Source organism: Oleiphilus sp. HI0080, assembly GCF_001635135.1.
Map to the genome: position 1 here is coordinate 1 of NZ_LWFU01000443.1, position 15766 is coordinate 15766.

14 protein-coding genes, 3 tRNA genes and 1 rRNA gene are annotated in these 15766 nt (G+C 46.5%); 16 read left to right on the forward strand and 2 right to left on the reverse strand.

Going from position 1 to position 15766, the window contains the following annotated elements; all coding sequences use genetic code 11:
* Together rrf and A3751_RS21785 are read left to right on the forward strand one after the other, a co-directional pair.
* A 5S ribosomal RNA gene (rrf, locus tag A3751_RS08670) occupies nucleotides 1–93 on the forward strand; the annotation flags it as partial.
* Nucleotides 94–354: 261 nt separating this feature from the next.
* Nucleotides 355–546: a DUF3185 family protein gene (locus tag A3751_RS21785; RefSeq protein ID WP_156492343.1), complete on the forward strand. Its 192-nt coding sequence runs from the start codon at nucleotides 355–357 to the stop codon at nucleotides 544–546.
* Here A3751_RS21785 and A3751_RS08675 read toward each other — a convergent pair.
* Nucleotides 539–1036, reverse strand: coding sequence for an RDD family protein (locus A3751_RS08675; RefSeq protein WP_068454481.1), 498 nt, complete (start codon nucleotides 1034–1036; stop codon nucleotides 539–541). The two genes, A3751_RS21785 and A3751_RS08675, sit on opposite strands and share 8 nt — an antisense overlap.
* Nucleotides 1037–1237: 201 nt before the next feature.
* On the opposite strand from A3751_RS08675, the gene alaS reads away from it, so the two are divergent.
* From alaS to A3751_RS08745, 14 genes are all read left to right on the forward strand, one after another.
* Complete coding sequence (gene alaS, locus A3751_RS08680) at nucleotides 1238–3835, forward strand: alanine--tRNA ligase (RefSeq protein WP_068454484.1); 2598 nt, start codon at nucleotides 1238–1240, stop codon at nucleotides 3833–3835.
* Nucleotides 3836–3888: 53 nt separating this feature from the next.
* Nucleotides 3889–5112, forward strand: coding sequence for an aspartate kinase (locus A3751_RS08685; protein WP_068454487.1), 1224 nt, complete (start codon nucleotides 3889–3891; stop codon nucleotides 5110–5112).
* A 181-nt stretch (nucleotides 5113–5293) separates the two neighbouring features.
* Nucleotides 5294–5485: a carbon storage regulator CsrA gene (gene csrA / locus A3751_RS08690; RefSeq protein ID WP_068454490.1), complete on the forward strand. Its 192-nt coding sequence runs from the start codon at nucleotides 5294–5296 to the stop codon at nucleotides 5483–5485.
* A gap of 104 nt (nucleotides 5486–5589) precedes the next feature.
* Nucleotides 5590–5679, forward strand: a tRNA-Ser gene (locus A3751_RS08695).
* A gap of 17 nt (nucleotides 5680–5696) precedes the next feature.
* Nucleotides 5697–5773 (forward strand) — tRNA-Arg (locus tag A3751_RS08700).
* Between the two features lie 45 nt (nucleotides 5774–5818).
* Nucleotides 5819–5895, forward strand: a tRNA-Arg gene (locus tag A3751_RS08705).
* Nucleotides 5896–6176: 281 nt separating this feature from the next.
* Nucleotides 6177–6407: an OadG family protein gene (locus A3751_RS08710; RefSeq protein WP_231871832.1), complete on the forward strand. Its 231-nt coding sequence runs from the start codon at nucleotides 6177–6179 to the stop codon at nucleotides 6405–6407.
* 40 nt (nucleotides 6408–6447) lie between these two features.
* Entirely contained in the window at nucleotides 6448–8223 is a 1776-nt protein-coding gene (oadA, locus tag A3751_RS08715; protein ID WP_068454493.1) for a sodium-extruding oxaloacetate decarboxylase subunit alpha, read from the forward strand.
* Between the two features lie 15 nt (nucleotides 8224–8238).
* Entirely contained in the window at nucleotides 8239–9564 is a 1326-nt protein-coding gene (locus A3751_RS08720) for a sodium ion-translocating decarboxylase subunit beta (RefSeq protein ID WP_068454496.1), read from the forward strand.
* 67 nt (nucleotides 9565–9631) lie between these two features.
* A complete protein-coding gene (locus tag A3751_RS08725; protein ID WP_068454499.1) occupies nucleotides 9632–10669 on the forward strand; it encodes an NADP(H)-dependent aldo-keto reductase in 1038 nt (345 codons plus the stop codon).
* An 18-nt stretch (nucleotides 10670–10687) separates the two neighbouring features.
* On the forward strand, nucleotides 10688–11821 hold the full coding sequence (locus A3751_RS08730) for an alpha/beta fold hydrolase (RefSeq protein WP_068454502.1): 1134 nt from the start codon (nucleotides 10688–10690) through the stop codon (nucleotides 11819–11821).
* Between the two features lie 2 nt (nucleotides 11822–11823).
* Nucleotides 11824–12240, forward strand: a complete 417-nt coding sequence (locus A3751_RS08735) for a peptidylprolyl isomerase (RefSeq protein WP_068454505.1) — start codon at nucleotides 11824–11826, stop codon at nucleotides 12238–12240.
* Nucleotides 12241–12394: 154 nt separating this feature from the next.
* Nucleotides 12395–13141 (forward strand): response regulator, encoded by a 747-nt coding sequence (locus A3751_RS08740; RefSeq protein WP_068454508.1) that lies wholly within the window; start codon nucleotides 12395–12397, stop codon nucleotides 13139–13141.
* Nucleotides 13142–13180: 39 nt separating this feature from the next.
* Nucleotides 13181–14737 (forward strand): ATP-binding protein, encoded by a 1557-nt coding sequence (locus A3751_RS08745; RefSeq protein ID WP_068454511.1) that lies wholly within the window; start codon nucleotides 13181–13183, stop codon nucleotides 14735–14737.
* Between the two features lie 23 nt (nucleotides 14738–14760).
* On the opposite strand, the gene glpD is transcribed toward A3751_RS08745, so the two are convergent.
* Nucleotides 14761–15766, reverse strand: a 1006-nt coding sequence (gene glpD / locus A3751_RS08750; protein ID WP_082863133.1) for a glycerol-3-phosphate dehydrogenase, incomplete at its 5' end; no start/stop codon positions are given.

Genomic DNA, 15766 nt, shown 5'->3' on the forward strand with positions numbered 1-15766 from the left:
AACCACCTGATCCCATCCCGAACTCAGAAGTGAAACGGTTCATCGCCGATGGTAGTGTGGGAGGTCCCATGTGAGAGTAGGTCATCGTCAGGCTTTAATCAGAAACCCCAGCAGACATCCTGCTGGGGTTTTTTTATGTCTGGAGCGTGCTGTTCTCATAGCCAAGTGCTATCGCCCAGCCGCCTTGCTGTTACGAAACAGCCTTTAGCCGGACAAGACTTGATTCCAGCTTTTCTGCTATCCTGTCTTGAATTTATTGTGCTTTATGTCTGGTTGAGGTGAGCGTAGTACGCGTTTTTTATAGACAGATGTTGTTTCATTGTCTTAACTCAGAGTTTGCATAGGAGAACGGATTTGGCGACTCAAAGATTGGTTGGTATGGCCTTGCTTTTGGCGGGTACACTTTTGATTGCGTGGGGTTACAACACGAGTAACTCGGTTAGTGGTCAGCTAGGTCAGGCATTTGGTGCTATGGACTGGAAGGTGGTTGCCGCATACGTTTTTGGTGTTGTGCTTTCCGTTGCAGGTGTGCGGAAGCTTAAGTAGCGTCTGTTTTCGTTCTTTTTGGTATTCGCACAATTTCAGTGTTCGAGAGAATACACTGAAGTGATCGCCCATTCTTGTCGACCAGTACCCATAAGTAGCCCAGCCCAAAAACCGAGGCCGAGATAACTGCGCTGAGGACACGGGTAAAAGCTTGGCGCCAAGTGATTGGTTGGCCATCTTTGGTTTGAACTCTAATATGCCAGACTTGCATGCCAAGGGTTTGTCCGGTCCGAGTCCAAAAATAGCCATAGAATAAAACCAGAGTAGATAGCAGTACGACTGACAGCAATGGGTCGCCAATGGTTGATCCTGACTCGTTCATTTGTTTGTAGGCCTCGGTCCCGACAACCCTCTTCGAGATCATCATATAAATGCCGGTCATTACCATCAATAGTGCAATGTTGAGCAAGGAGTCATAAAACATCGCGGCCAGTCGCCGAGTTAAGCTCGCCTTGGAGAGCTCAAGGTTTTTTTCCTTAAATTCGCGCATGATTCACCCTACGATTTCTATCCGCGCATCTTATCGTAATTGAGACCTCAAGTTTAGAAAATATTACCTTTCAACTACGTTTTCTCGCTGATATTCAGTGGTTTAGGATTTCCGAAAAAGTAAATTATGATAGAGTTGTCAGCTCTTTGATTTCTGTAATCATTACATCCTAAAAAATACAAATAGTTGTGAGTCGATACGATGAAGACTGCTGTTATCCGTGAAAAATTTCTTGATTTTTTTGCTCAAAATGGGCACCAAAAAGTAGCAAGTAGTTCGCTTGTTCCGGCGGACGATCCCACCTTATTGTTTACCAATGCTGGTATGAATCAGTTCAAAGACACTTTTTTGGGGGTAGAGCAAAGGGCGTATAACAGAGCGACGACTTCTCAGAAGTGCGTACGAGCCGGTGGTAAGCATAATGATCTCGAGAATGTCGGTTATACGGCGAGACACCATACCTTTTTTGAGATGTTGGGCAACTTTAGTTTTGGTGACTACTTCAAGGCTGAGGCAATTGAGTTTGCATGGAAGTTTTTGACCGAAGAGCTTTCAATCCCTGCGGAAAAGCTTTGGGTGACGGTATATAAAGATGACAAAGAAGCCGAAGATATTTGGTTTAAGCATATCGGAATTGATCAGAGTCGGTTTTCACGCTTAGGAGAAAAAGATAATTTTTGGTCTATGGGTGATACAGGGCCGTGCGGTCCTTGTACTGAAATTTTCTATGATCACGGTGCTGATGTTGTTGGAGACCCTCCTGGTGGCCCGAATGATGATGGTGATCGATACATAGAAATCTGGAATCTTGTTTTTATGCAGTTCAATCGAACTGCTGATGGTGTCATGCACCCACTGCCTAAACCTTCCGTAGATACCGGAATGGGCTTGGAGCGCATTGCCGCGGTTATGCAGAATGTTCATAGTAACTACGAGATTGATTTGTTCGATGATCTCTTGGGTGATGTCTCTAAGTTGCTAGGCGGTGTCTCGAAGGAGGAAAAATCCCTCCGTGTTATTGCTGACCATATCCGTTCAAGTGCTTTCCTAATAGCGGATGGTGTTATGCCTTCGAACGAGAGTAGAGGCTATACGCTTCGCCGGATCATTCGCCGGGCGATCCGTCATGGAAACAAGCTGGGTGCGCAGGGTTCTTTTTTTCATAAGTTAGTGGCTAGCTTGGTTCGGATTATGGGCGATGCTTACCCTGAGCTGAAGAGCGGCCAAGTTCAAATAGAGAAGATACTGCTTCAGGAAGAGCAGCAGTTTGCTAAAACGTTAGATAAAGGTATGCGTTTGTTGGAGCAAGATATGGCGGAACTTGTTGGATCGGTGATTTCTGGCAACACGGTGTTTACCCTTTATGACACGTTTGGTTTTCCCGTAGATTTGACCAATGATATTGCCCGGGAACGTGGTTTGACGCTCGATTATGATGGTTTTGAGAAGTCTATGGAGGCTCAGCGAGCACGAGCACGATCTGCTAGTAAGTTTGGAGTAGACTACAACGATAGCGCTGTGATTGAGGGTGAGACTGAGTTTGTTGGCTATGAGCAGTTGCAGGGTGAAAGCAAAGTCATCGTGACCTTAATTGAAGGGCAGTCTGAGTCACTTAGCGTGGGTCAGCAAGGTGCGTTAGTGCTTGATGTTACGCCATTTTATGCTGAGTCAGGTGGGCAGGCTGGCGACACAGGCCTAATTACATGTGGTGATTCTCAGTTTCGCGTAGAAGATACGCAAAAGCAGGGTAAGCAGTTTCTGCACATTGGTCGCGTTGTCGCAGGTTCTTTCGATCAAGGAGATTCGGTGTCGTGCATTGTAGACAAAGCTGTTCGCGATGCGACAGCCCTCAATCATTCGGCAACGCACCTCTTACATGCGGCTTTACGGAAGGTCTTGGGAGAGCATGTTGTTCAAAAGGGATCTTTGGTAAACGATGAACGATTGCGCTTTGATTTTGCCCATTATGAAGCAGTTTCCAAGGATCAAATTACTGAATTAGAACGGATTGTGAACCATGAGATCCGAATGAATACGCCTGTCCTTACGACGTTGACAGACATGGAAAGTGCGAGAGACATGGGGGCTATGGCGTTGTTCGGTGAGAAATACGGAGATGAGGTTCGTGTGCTATCGATGGGTCAAAAGTCGTTTTCTGTTGAATTGTGCGGAGGAACCCATGTTCAAAGGACAGGAGACATCGGTCAATTTATTATCCTCTCGGAGGGAGGAATCTCGTCGGGCGTTCGCAGAATAGAGGCGGTTACAGGGCTTGGTGCTGAAGAGTATGTGAGGTCAAATCTTGAGAGTGTTTCTGCAATCGCTTCTCAGCTGAAATGTTCCAAAGAGGATGTTTTGGATAAGGCGCAACAGCAGCTCGATAAAGTTAAGCTGCTAGAGAAAGAATTGGAAAAATTAAAGTCCAAGCTCGCAGCTGATGCTGGAAGTGAGATCGCCGGATCAGCTATCGAGATAAGCGGTGTCAAGGTATTAGCCAAGAAAGTCGACGGTATGGACCGAAAAGGATTAATGGATGCTGTTGATAAGTTAAAGAATGAGCTTGGTGAGGCGGTCGTGATGTTGGCCTCGGTTGAGGATGACAAGGTGACTCTGATAAGTGGTGTTTCCAAGTCAATATCGAAACGGTTTCCAGCGGGAGATTTGATGCGAGAGATTGCTGCAAAGGTTGATGGAAAAGGTGGTGGTCGTCCTGATATGGCGCAAGGCGGGGGCACGAATATCGACAAACTAGATGCCGCATTATCTGGGGTTCAAGAATGGGTCGCAAGTAAGGTATAATCGCGCGCTTTTTGATTTATAGCCTTGTTCGGGCAGTATAGGAATAGTTAGCAATGGCCTTGTTGGTTCAAAAGTTCGGTGGTACTTCTGTAGGCTCGGTTGAGCGTATCGAAGCGGTTGCTGATAAAGTTAAAGCGTTTCGTGAAAAAGGCGATGACATTGTTGTGGTCGTTTCGGCGATGAGTGGAGAGACGAACCGTTTGATCGGTTTAGCGGCAGATATAATGGAAGAGCCGACTCCTCGTGAAATGGATGTGCTCGTGTCTACGGGCGAACAGGTTACCATAGCCTTGCTTAGTATGGCCTTAAATAAAAGAGGCTGTGAAGCTAGGTCTTACACCGGTGCTCAGGTTCGAATCAAGACGGATAGTACGCATACGAAAGCGCGTATTATGGATATTGACGAACACAAGATGCGCAAAGATCTGGATGCTGGGCGAGTTATCGTTGTTGCAGGCTTTCAGGGTGTTGATGACAATGGCAACATTACGACATTGGGTCGTGGTGGTTCCGACACTACTGCCGTTGCATTGGCTGCAGCGTTAAAAGCGGATGAGTGTCAAATTTATACGGATGTAGATGGCGTCTACACTACGGATCCGCGAGTCGTAGAGGGTGCTCGTCGTATGGAAAAGATCACTTTTGAAGAAATGATCGAAATGGCGAGCCTTGGATCCAAGGTGCTGCAAATCCGTTCCGTCGAGTTTGCAGGTAAATACAATGTACCGTTGCGTGTTCTTTCGAGTTTCAAAGAGGGTACGGGCACTTTAATTACAACTGATGATGAGGGAAATATGGAACAGCCTCTCGTGTCTGGTATCGCGTTTAATCGTGACGAGGCAAAGCTAACACTGGTCGGAGTTCCCGATATTCCTGGAATAGCCAGCAAAATCCTTAAGCCTGTTAGTGATCAAAATATCGAAGTCGATATGATTGTGCAGAATATTGGCGTTGATAATTGTACTGACTTTACGTTTACAGTTCATAGAAATGATTTTAAAAAGGCCTTGTCTATTTTAGAGCAGGTCTGCGAAGCTCTTGGAGCAAAGCGCGTTGTCGGGGATGATGGTATTGCCAAGGTCTCTATTGTAGGTGTTGGGATGCGCTCTCATGCGGGTGTTGCCAGCACTATGTTCGACGCACTGTCTCAGGAGGGAATTAATATACAAATGATTTCAACGTCCGAAATAAAAATTTCAGTCGTCATTGATGAAAAATACATGGAGCTTGCCGTGCGTACGCTCCATAGTGCATTCGATTTAGGTGAGGAAGCGTAATAAGTTGGCGCCTTATGTCTAGGCGTCTTAAATAGCTTGAATGGGCAGTAACCTGACTCAACTTTTAAAAGTTTTTCGTTAAACCTTTATTTTTGGGAAATCTGGACGATACTCGGGTAGTAAAATTGGAGGGCCTGCAAGTCAACATTGGATTAGTGGTAGGAATAGAAGGAGCAAGCGAATGCTTATATTGACTCGGCGTGTCGGCGAAACGCTTATGGTGGGTGATGATGTAACAGTCACTGTTCTTGGCGTTAAAGGGAATCAGGTTCGAATCGGTGTGAATGCGCCTAAGGATGTATCGGTTCATCGCGAAGAAATTTATCAGCGAATTCAGAAAGAAAAGGCAGAATCTGAACAATCTGACGATTAGTTGACCAATCTTTTTTGGGTTTTTCTAAGCCGGCCTAAAAAAGTCGAAATAAACAGAATTGGCGCTTGGCATTTAATATTATTTTGGTATTATACGCCGCGTCTGGAGAGATGGCCGAGTGGCTGAAGGCGCACCCCTGCTAAGGGTGTATGGGTTTACGCCCATCGAGGGTTCGAATCCCTCTCTCTCCGCCACGAAAGTTTGAAGATACGCGGCTGTAGCTCAGCTGGATAGAGTACCTGGCTACGAACCAGGCGGTCGGAGGTTCGAATCCTCCCAGCCGCGCCACTTCAAACTCCTCTCGAAGTTTTAGCAGTATCGACATCGTATTTTGCGGCTGTAGCTCAGCTGGATAGAGTATCTGGCTTCGAACCAGGTGGTCGCAGGTTCGAATCCTGCCAGCCGCGCCATTTCAATTTTTTAATCCTTAAGAGTTTCCGAGCGCCAAGCATTGTGTCATTTGAATTGTTCTCAGATCATTTCGCTTGAGCTATCGTAACGCTTGTTATATTTGTTTTTCTTTTCCGCTTGATTTAAAGCATCAGTTTTACTTATAGGCTGAATAGCCGATTCAAATTTGCCACTCCAATTGAATGGGAGTAAATTAGCCAAGCTTTTAAAGAGGCGGGTTGGAATGTGTCTGCCCGCTGACTTTGCACATATAAAGGGTTATCACACTATGAGTGACTTAATGACCGAAGCTCTCAGCTTGATGGCTGTGGGCATGGGCTTCGTATTCGTATTTTTGACAATATTGGTTGGTGTCACCACTTTGATGTCGAAGATGGTGAATAAGTACGCCCCAGCTCCTGAGCCCGCTAAACCTGCTGCGCCTGCAATGGCCTCGGCACCGGTTGATGCAAAAATGCTCGCTGTTTTGCAAGAAGCTGTAAATACGTACCGCGCTGATAAAAAACGTTAATCTGATATAAAACGAACCTTGAATAGAAGGCCTTTACATAATGACTGATGCAACCAAAAAACTCGGAATTACCGATGTAGTTCTTCGAGATGCTCATCAATCTTTACTTGCGACACGCATGCGCATTGACGACATGCTTCCAATTGCTGAAAAACTAGATCAAGTTGGTTATTGGTCCCTGGAGTCATGGGGCGGCGCTACGTTTGATTCTTGTATTCGTTTCATTGGTGAGGATCCTTGGGATCGTATCCGAGAGTTGAAAAAAGTAATGCCAAAAACAAAGCAGCAAATGCTTTTGCGAGGGCAGAACTTGCTTGGATATCGTCACTATGCTGACGACGTGGTAGACAAGTTTGTTGAGCGCGCAGTTAAGAACGGTGTTGAAGTTTTCCGTGTATTTGACGCGATGAACGACCCACGAAATCTTGAGCGAGCTTTGAAGGCTGTTAAGGCAAACGGCGGTCACGCTCAAGGCACACTTTCTTATACGACAAGCCCTGTTCATACTCTGGAGAACTGGGTATCTCTTGCTAAGCAGATTGAGGATCTTGGTGCAGATTCGATTGCTATCAAGGATATGGCAGGCACATTGACTCCCTATGCTGCTACCGAGTTAGTTGGCCGTTTGAAAGCGCAAACTGATCTAGAAGTGCAGCTCCATGCCCATGCAACTTCAGGCCTTTCGGATATGACTATCCTCAAGGCGGTAGAGGCTGGCATCGATCGTGTTGATACTGCGATTTCGTCTATGTCGATGACCTATGGTCATACGGCGACTGAAAGTGTTGTCGCTGCTTTGGCGGGAACGGATCGTGATACAGGTCTTGATATCACATTGCTTGAAGAGATCGCTGCTTACTTCCGCCAGGTTCGTAAGAAGTACGCTAAGTTTGAAGGCTCTTTGCGTGGCACAGATTCTCGAATTCTGATTGCGCAGGTTCCTGGTGGCATGCTTACCAATATGGAAAACCAGTTGAAAGAGCAGGGCGCAGCCGACAAATTTGATGCGGTATTGGAAGAAATCCCTCGTGTCCGTGAAGACCTAGGCTTCATTCCTCTGGTAACGCCAACTTCTCAAATCGTGGGTACACAGGCTGTACTTAACGTTTTGACTGGTGAGCGTTACAAGTCGATTTCAAAAGAGACGGCTGGGATCTTGAAGGGGGAATATGGGTCAGCGCCAGCACCTTATAACAAAGAGCTTCAAGAGCGTGTTCTTGATGGTGCGGAAGCTATTACTTGTAGACCTGGAGATTTGCTTGAGCCAGAGATGGACAAGTTGACTGAAGAGGTGAAAGGTCTAGCTAAAGAGAATGGCTTCAAACTTTCTGATGACGTTGTTGATGATGTTCTTACCTATGCTTTGTTCCCTCAGATTGGCCTTAAGTTCCTAGAAAATCGCGACAATGCGGATGCATTTGAGCCAATCCCTAGTGAAGATGATGTGAAAGGTTCAGCTAAAGGTGGCAAAGGGGTTTATACCGTAAATGTTGACGGCCAGTCTTACACCGTTGAAGTGGAAGATGGTGGAGACATCACGGGTGTTGTTCCTGTTGCAGGAGGTTCATCTTCTGCAGCGGCTCCGGCAGCAGCTCCCGCGGGGGGTGGTGAGCCTGTTCCTGCGCCGCTAGCTGGAAATATCTTTAAGATTGTCGCTCAGCCTGGTCAAGCAATTCAGGAAGGTGACTTATTGCTAATACTTGAAGCGATGAAGATGGAGACGGAAGTGCGCGCGCCACGGGCGGGTACAGTCGGAACTATCAGCGTTAAAGTTGGCGATTCTGTCGCTGTCGGCGATACATTGTTAACACTGTAATAGGGTTCATTTGATATGGAGAATATCCTCAATCTTTGGACTGGTAGTGGTGTTTACAATATCACTGGCGGCCAAATTACGATGATCTTGGTTTGTCTCTTCTTGCTGTACTTAGCAATTAAGAAGGGCTTTGAGCCATTACTTTTAGTTCCGATCGGTTTTGGTGGGGTTCTTGCGAACATACCTGAAGCTGGGCTAGCGCTGACTGCAGCGGAAAATGCGATTCACTTCCACAAGCCTGAAGTGATGGTTGCATTAGCTGAGGTGTTAAAAATTCCTTTCGAGGTAGGGCAAGATATAACTGCTGAAACCTTAAAGGCGTTTAAGACAGCTTATGCTGAGGGTAACGCATCAACAGTATTTGCCGCTGATCAGGTCGCGAAAAATGCGGGTTACGCTAATGGTATGTTGGCGAATTTCTATAGCGTTATTATTGGAAGTACGGTTGGTCCCTTGTTGATCTTTATGGGTGTTGGAGCGATGACTGATTTCGGTCCATTGCTTGCAAATCCGCGTACGATTCTGCTTGGCGCTGCGGCCCAGTTCGGCATTTTTGGTACCGTCCTTGGTGCTGCTTTGCTCACCACTTCTGGCATTATGGAATTCTCCATCTATGAAGCGGCGGCAATCGGTATAATTGGTGGGGCGGATGGCCCGACGTCTATCTACGTGGCAAGCGTATTGTCTCCTCACTTACTTGGTGCTATCGCGGTTGCAGCGTATTCGTACATGGCGCTTGTTCCAGTGCTTCAGCCTCCAATCATGAACGCACTAACAACGGCAGAAGAGCGTAAGATCCAAATGGTACAGCTTCGTCCTGTTAACCAGTTGGAGAAGATTCTATTCCCTATTGCTGTGTTGATTCTTGTTGCACTGTTTCTACCTGATGCTGCACCGCTGTTGGGGATGTTCTGCTTGGGTAACTTGATGAAAGAGTGTGGCGTTGTTGACCGTTTATCCGATACCGCTCAGAACGCGCTGATCAACGTTGTGACGATTTTCCTTGGCTTGTCAGTGGGCTCAAAGTTGAGCGCTGATAAGTTTCTCGATCTTCAGACGCTAGGTATCTTGATTCTCGGCATGGTAGCTTTCGGTGTTGGTACTGGTACTGGCGTCCTAATGGCCAAGGCAATGAATGTATTTAGCACCAATAAAATTAACCCGTTGATCGGTTCCGCTGGCGTTTCGGCTGTGCCAATGGCAGCAAGGGTGTCGAACAAAGTTGGTTTGGATAATAATCCGCAGAACTTTTTGTTGATGCATGCAATGGGGCCGAACGTAGCTGGTGTAATCGGCTCTGCGGTTGCTGCAGGTGTTATGATCAAATTCTTAGGCGGCTAGTCAGAGCGCATTCAAAAAGCCCCGGTACGTTGCCGGGGCTTTTTTTTGTCTCAAAGGGGGGGGGCGGATGAAGTATTCAGTTCTAGGTGGGTCAGACATTCGGGTTAGTAAGATTTGCCTTGGGTCAATGACTTGGGGCGAGCAAAATTCGGAGTCGGAAGCGCACGAGCAGTTAGACTATGCGCTTGCGCATGGCGTCAACTTTGTAGATGCGGCGGAAATGTATCCGGTGCCTCCCCGAAAAGAAACTCAAGGTTTAACGGAAGCGCACATCGGTTCTTGGCTAAAAAGGCGTGGTCGGCGGGATGATTTAATTCTCGCTACCAAGGTAGCTGGTCCCGGCGATTGGTTGAGACATATACGCGGAGGCTCTAGATTGTCCTCGAAGCACATTTCTCAAGCGTTGCATTCGAGTTTAAAGCGTCTCGGTACAGATTATATTGATCTTTATCAGCTTCATTGGCCTGAGCGTCAAACTAATTACTTTGGTCAGCTTAGTTATAGTCACGATGACGCCGCTGAAGCGATACCTTTAGTTGACACCTTGTCAGCACTGAAAGAGCATCTAGATGCCGGAAAAATAAGGCAATGGGGTTTGTCTAACGAGACCCCCTGGGGGCTAATGACTTCGCTAAGCGTTGCACAGGAGCTAGATATGCCTCCCCCAGTATCGATACAAAATCCCTACAACTTGCTTAACCGAAGTTTTGAAGTCGGCCTTGCCGAATGCTCGATTAGAGAGAATGTTGGACTGTTAGCATATTCGCCTTTGGCATTTGGCGTGCTCTCCGGAAAATACTTGGGCGGACGCAGCCCTGAAGGTGCGCGTTTAACCTTGTTTGATCGGTTCACGCGTTATACTCACGACAGAGCAGAAAAGGCAACACAGGCTTATCGAGAGCTCGCAGTTTCTCAGGGAATGTCTATTACCCAATTGGCTCTGGCGTTTGTTAATCAGCAAATGTTTGTGGTCAGTAATATCATTGGTGCGACAAACATTGATCAGTTAAGTGAAAACATAGCTTCCATTGATGTGGTGTTATCTAACGATGTGTTAGTGGAGCTTGACCGGCTGCATCAAATACATACAATCCCTTGCCCCTGATTGATTAAAGAACCTTATATGTCACAAGAACCCGGATTGATAAAAAAAGCACTGTGGTCTGTACGCCATGGAGTTGAGCAGACATTGTTTTCAGAGAATTTTGTGATTGCTGACCTCAGTCCTTACGATGTCATTCATGCTGATGGCATTATGTCGGTAAGGCATTACCAGGCATTACTCGATGCTGAGATTGAGATAGCAGGCCAGACGGTTACCGTTGAAGAGCCTTCGGACCGAATACCGGTTTTGCTTGTTCCTCCGCTTGCGGCCACATCCATGATCTTCGATTTAATGCCGCATCGAAGTATTGTGCGTTATTTTCTTGCTCGCGGATTTGATGTGTACTTGGTTGATTGGGGGGATGTGACGGCAGATCATTCAAATCTCTCGCTTGAGTCCTATGTAATGGAGTGGATGCCGGATGTCGTGGATTCCGTGCTAGGGCATGCAAGTGTAAAAGAGCTATCGATATTTTCCTATTGCATGGGGGGGCTGTTGTCTCTGATGTATCTCGCTACCTCTGGAGATCAGAGGGTTCGAAACCTAATTACAGTAGCTAGTCCTGTCGATATGCATCAAAGTGGTCTCACAGGAAAGTTTCTTTCGGTGGTATACAAGCCTGCGCAAAGTATTTCCAGTATGTTGAATGTCTCGCTTTTAGATATGCCGGCGAAAATGTTTCATGTGCCAGGATGGGTGTCCTCGGTCGCTTTCAAATTGACCAACCCGATTGGTAGTGTGATCAATTCGTATGAGAAGTTCTTAAATCTCTGGGATCGTGAGTATCTGGAGGAGAGTCTGACCATGAGTAAGTGGTTTGATGACATGGTCGATTACCCTGGCGAGACAATTAAGGACATGGCCGTCCATATGATGATTAATAACCGAATTGCTAGTGGTGCGATGCGCATCGGGCAGGCTAAAGCGCAGTTCAATAAGATTGCGTGTTCTATTTTGGCCTTTGCTGGAGAGAGCGATAATATCGTTAGCGTGAAAGCTGCACACAAGATTCTGGATATTGTGTCATCCACGGATAAAGAATTCTGTATTGCGCCCGGAGGACATGCCGGTGTATTTGCAGGTGCATCTGCTCCCGCGCATACATGGGCTCTCAGTGCAGACTGGTTAGTCGAGCGCTCGGACAAGAGGTAGTTATGAAAACATATACTGTGCATTATTGGCTCAAAGGAAGCGATGGGGAGGTAGTGGATACATCCCAGGGTGGAGAGCCAATGAAGATAAAAATCGGCGCCTCAGATGTCATCGAGGGTTTGCAGAAGGCCGTTGATGGCCGCAGCGCCGGAGATCGAATTGAAGCGACGATTCCCCCGGAGTTAGGTTATGGTCCGCATCGTCCAGAATTTGTTAACGTGGTATCTAGGGAGCTGTTTGATATCGCTGACCTTGAACCCGGGATGAAGTTTCAAACCAATACGGGTGAGCAGACGCAAATAATTCAAGTTGTGGAAGTAAACGAGGGCGGCGTAACCGTTGATGCTAACCATCCTTTGGCAGGTTTGACGCTCGTTTTTGAGCTAGAGATTGTCTCTGTTAGTGATAATAACGATTAAAACCCAATCTGTTATCTCCTGAGGTAACAAAGAATTTATTCTTTTCGGCGGGTAATTTTTGAAACAGCATATATACTAAATGTAACAACGCGTGTTTGGCTGTAATATAAGGGCTCAAGCATCCGATTCACACTTAGTTTAATAAGAAAAGCTGATGGACGTAGAAGATCAAAATGAAGCGTGGCGTATCCTTATTGTAGAGGATGACGAAAGGTTGGCCGATCTCACCAAAGAGTATTTGGAAAGTAATGGTTTAGTCGTTTCTGTTGAAGCAAACGGCTCTCATGCGGTTGACCGCATTATCAATGAGAAGCCTGACTTGGTCGTGTTGGATTTAATGCTGCCTGGCGAAGATGGCTTGTCGATCTGTCGGAAGGTTCGTCCAACGTATAACGGCCCGATTTTGATGCTAACAGCGCGAACGGATGACCTTGATCAGGTCTTGGGTCTTGAGATGGGCGCTGACGATTATATGTCAAAACCTGTTCGGCCTCGTGTACTACTGGCTCGGATCAGAGCTTTGTTGCGCCGTATTAAAGATATAGATAACGCTTCTGATAGCGCCAATCAAGCAGGTCAGGATGGTGAAGGCCCGACGCGCTTAGTATTCAACAATCTAACCATAGACTCATCTATGCGTGAGGCTTGGTTAGATGAGGAAAGTATTGATCTAACCAGCGCAGAGTTTGATTTGCTCTGGTTGCTTTCTAGTAATGCAGGAAATGTTCTGAGCCGAGAGGAGATTTTTACTGCGTTGCGAGGCATAGAGTATGACGGCCAAGATCGATCGATTGACGTTCGAGTGTCACGTATTCGTCCGAAAATCGGCGATGACCCAGTGCATCCGCGTCGTATAAAAACGGTTCGCAGTAAAGGTTATCTCTTCGTTAAAGAAGCTTAGTCGGTTGATCTCTTGAATAGCCCCGCGATTCGAATCTTTATGAGTCTGGCCGGCTTCCTAGCCGGCTTGGTTCTCCTCTCCTTCTTAGTTATCGCAACCTCAAATCATGTTCGACACCAAGCCTACTGGAGTCATCTTGTAGATCCGGTGCTTCGCTACGTGTCAGAGCACCAGTTCATCTTAGCCGATTTAAATATGAACGCTTTGTCTGTGGTTTCCAGTGATCAAGATAATATCGATAATCTGATTCATGCTCGCCTCGACCTTGGGCAGGTCGTATTCACAAGTACTGAGGGATTGTTTCTCAGCTACGTATCTCTTGAACCAACACTGTTATTAGAGCTTGAGTCTGATCAAAGCGGTCGTAGTATTTATGAGCTGTATTTGAAGGTTTTCAGGGGTCTGTTGGAGGCTACCGATAATCAGGAATCCGTAGTGGCAGAGTTGGCAAATGCTTGGGGTATGGCCTTGTATCCTCTAGAACAAGCGAACGCGCTACGCTCACAAAGTGCTTTAGATAGTTTGTCTGAGAAGGGGTTCTATCTGGTTGTCTCTGACAAAAGTGTGTCTGCATTGTTGCGAGCTCCAACAGGTGAAATCTACAGAGTCGTGTTTCCCGAGCCATTTAGTTTGATTTCTTGGCCTGTACTAGGTCTTTTGATATTCGGTCTATTGGCTAGTATCTATGGATTGGTTGCTGTCTTTGTTCAAGGTTATGAGCGCAAGTTGCTCAGTGTTGAAACCGTTGCGGCTCGCATATCTAGAGGCGAATTGGATGCGCGTGTAAAAATTTCTAATGACGGCAATGAGTCGGTGGAGCGTTTAGGGACGGCCTTCAATGCAATGGCTGATCACATTCAGCGCTTGATGCTGGTTCAGAAAGAAATGATTCATGCGGTCTCGCATGAGTTGCGAACTCCTGTGGCGCGTATTCGTTTTGGTGTTCAGATGATTGAAGATTGCTTCGATGACGCGTCTCGACAGAAACAAATCAAGGGGATTGATGGCGATATTCAAGAGCTAGATGAGCTTATAGACGAAATTCTTACCTATGCCCGTCTTGAGCAAGGTGGACCAATACTGAGTTTTCAGCATGCCAATCTTTTCGACATTGTTTATCAAGTGGTAGATGAGCAAAGCGTAGGTAAGCCAGATCTGGAAATTAGCTCTGTCATGGATGCTGAGTCAGATGAGTGGCATGAAACCGAAGTAGAACCACGTTACATTCATCGCTCTATTCAAAATCTTGTTGGTAACGCAACGCGGTATGCGAAGTCGAAGGTACGTGTTACTTGTCATTGTGATCAAGATACGTGTCGGGTCGATGTTGAAGATGATGGCCCTGGTATTCCGGAAGATCAATGGGAGTCAGTGTTCACTGCATTTGCTCGGCTTGATGATAGTCGCACCCGAAGTTCTGGCGGGTATGGATTAGGCTTATCAATAGTGCGGCGCATCCTGCACTGGCACGGTGGTAAAGCATTTCTTGGCAGAAGTGATGCTTTGGGAGGTGCGAAGTTTAGTCTCGTATGGCCAAGAAACCAAAGAAGTAGCGAGATGGCGGATGGTGAAGAGAGCAGGATCGGGCGCGGCTGACGCTTGCCGCACCTGATATGGAGCTATACGGCGCTTTCTAAAAGCGAACTGGGCCTAGCGTCTGGCCTGATTCGTTTTTCAATATACGATTCTAAATTTTCTATCTGTTTATTGTTGAAATGATAACCAACCTTTGTTCTTCTGAATAGCACGTCATCCGCAGTTCGAGCCCACTCGTGGTTAATGAGATAGTTAACTTCTTGCTCGGTCAGCCCGTACCCAAAATCTTGTCCCAGTTCTTCCATAGACTCTTTTTGTGCAAGAAAGCGCTCGCTCAAGTGACCGTAGCTAGACGCATAGCGGCTTATTAGATCTTTGCTCAGCCAAGGGAAACGCGCAGAAAGGCTTTTACTGATTTCGTTTCGTGTTTCCCCAAAAAATGCACAGCCAGGTAGTGGCGTTGATTTAGTCCATTCTCTGGGTAATGTTGGTTCAAATGTGCGAAGCTCCTCCAATACCGCGCTTGCGAGCTTCCTATATGTAGTGATCTTTCCGCCATATATCGATATAAATGCGTTGGCACCGAGTGACTGCGTATCAATGGTATAGTCTCTAGTAATCGCCGAGGGATCATTCGATTCGTCGTCACAAAGCGGTCTTACTCCTGAATAGGTGGCAACTATGTCTGACACCTTTAGTTCGTGTAGGAAGTGCTGATTATGTACCGATATTAAGTACTTTATCTCATCGTCATCAATTTTAATTTCATCTAAAGGGCCCGTGTATTCTTTATCTGTTGTTCCGATAACAGAATAATCATCAAGGTAGGGTAAAACGAACACAATACGCCGATCTTCGTTTTGAAGGATGTAGGCAGAATCACCGTTTGGAACGCGAGGGACGATGAGATGACTGCCTTTGATGAGGCGAATGCCTCTCGAAGCTTTAAGTTGGGGTACCCCTTTGTCGATAACGCGTCGCATCCATGGGCCTGCAGCATTGATAATGTGTTTTGCGTGCACTTTATAAGAATCGCCGTCAGCTAAATTTGTGCAAGAGATAACCCATTGTTGTTTTTCTTTAACGTAA

Coding starts and splice junctions, on each gene's coding strand:
- A3751_RS08730 (WP_068454502.1), top strand. CDS start 10,688: ATGTCACAAGAACCCGGATTGATAAAAAAAGCACTGTGGTCTGTACGC.
- A3751_RS08675 (WP_068454481.1), bottom strand. CDS start 1,036: ATGCGCGAATTTAAGGAAAAAAACCTTGAGCTCTCCAAGGCGAGCTTA.
- alaS (WP_068454484.1), top strand. CDS start 1,238: ATGAAGACTGCTGTTATCCGTGAAAAATTTCTTGATTTTTTTGCTCAA.
- csrA (WP_068454490.1), top strand. CDS start 5,294: ATGCTTATATTGACTCGGCGTGTCGGCGAAACGCTTATGGTGGGTGAT.
- A3751_RS08735 (WP_068454505.1), top strand. CDS start 11,824: ATGAAAACATATACTGTGCATTATTGGCTCAAAGGAAGCGATGGGGAG.
- A3751_RS08740 (WP_068454508.1), top strand. CDS start 12,395: ATGGACGTAGAAGATCAAAATGAAGCGTGGCGTATCCTTATTGTAGAG.
- A3751_RS08685 (WP_068454487.1), top strand. CDS start 3,889: ATGGCCTTGTTGGTTCAAAAGTTCGGTGGTACTTCTGTAGGCTCGGTT.
- A3751_RS08720 (WP_068454496.1), top strand. CDS start 8,239: ATGGAGAATATCCTCAATCTTTGGACTGGTAGTGGTGTTTACAATATC.
- A3751_RS08710 (WP_231871832.1), top strand. CDS start 6,177: ATGACCGAAGCTCTCAGCTTGATGGCTGTGGGCATGGGCTTCGTATTC.
- A3751_RS08745 (WP_068454511.1), top strand. CDS start 13,181: ATGAGTCTGGCCGGCTTCCTAGCCGGCTTGGTTCTCCTCTCCTTCTTA.
- oadA (WP_068454493.1), top strand. CDS start 6,448: ATGACTGATGCAACCAAAAAACTCGGAATTACCGATGTAGTTCTTCGA.
- A3751_RS08725 (WP_068454499.1), top strand. CDS start 9,632: ATGAAGTATTCAGTTCTAGGTGGGTCAGACATTCGGGTTAGTAAGATT.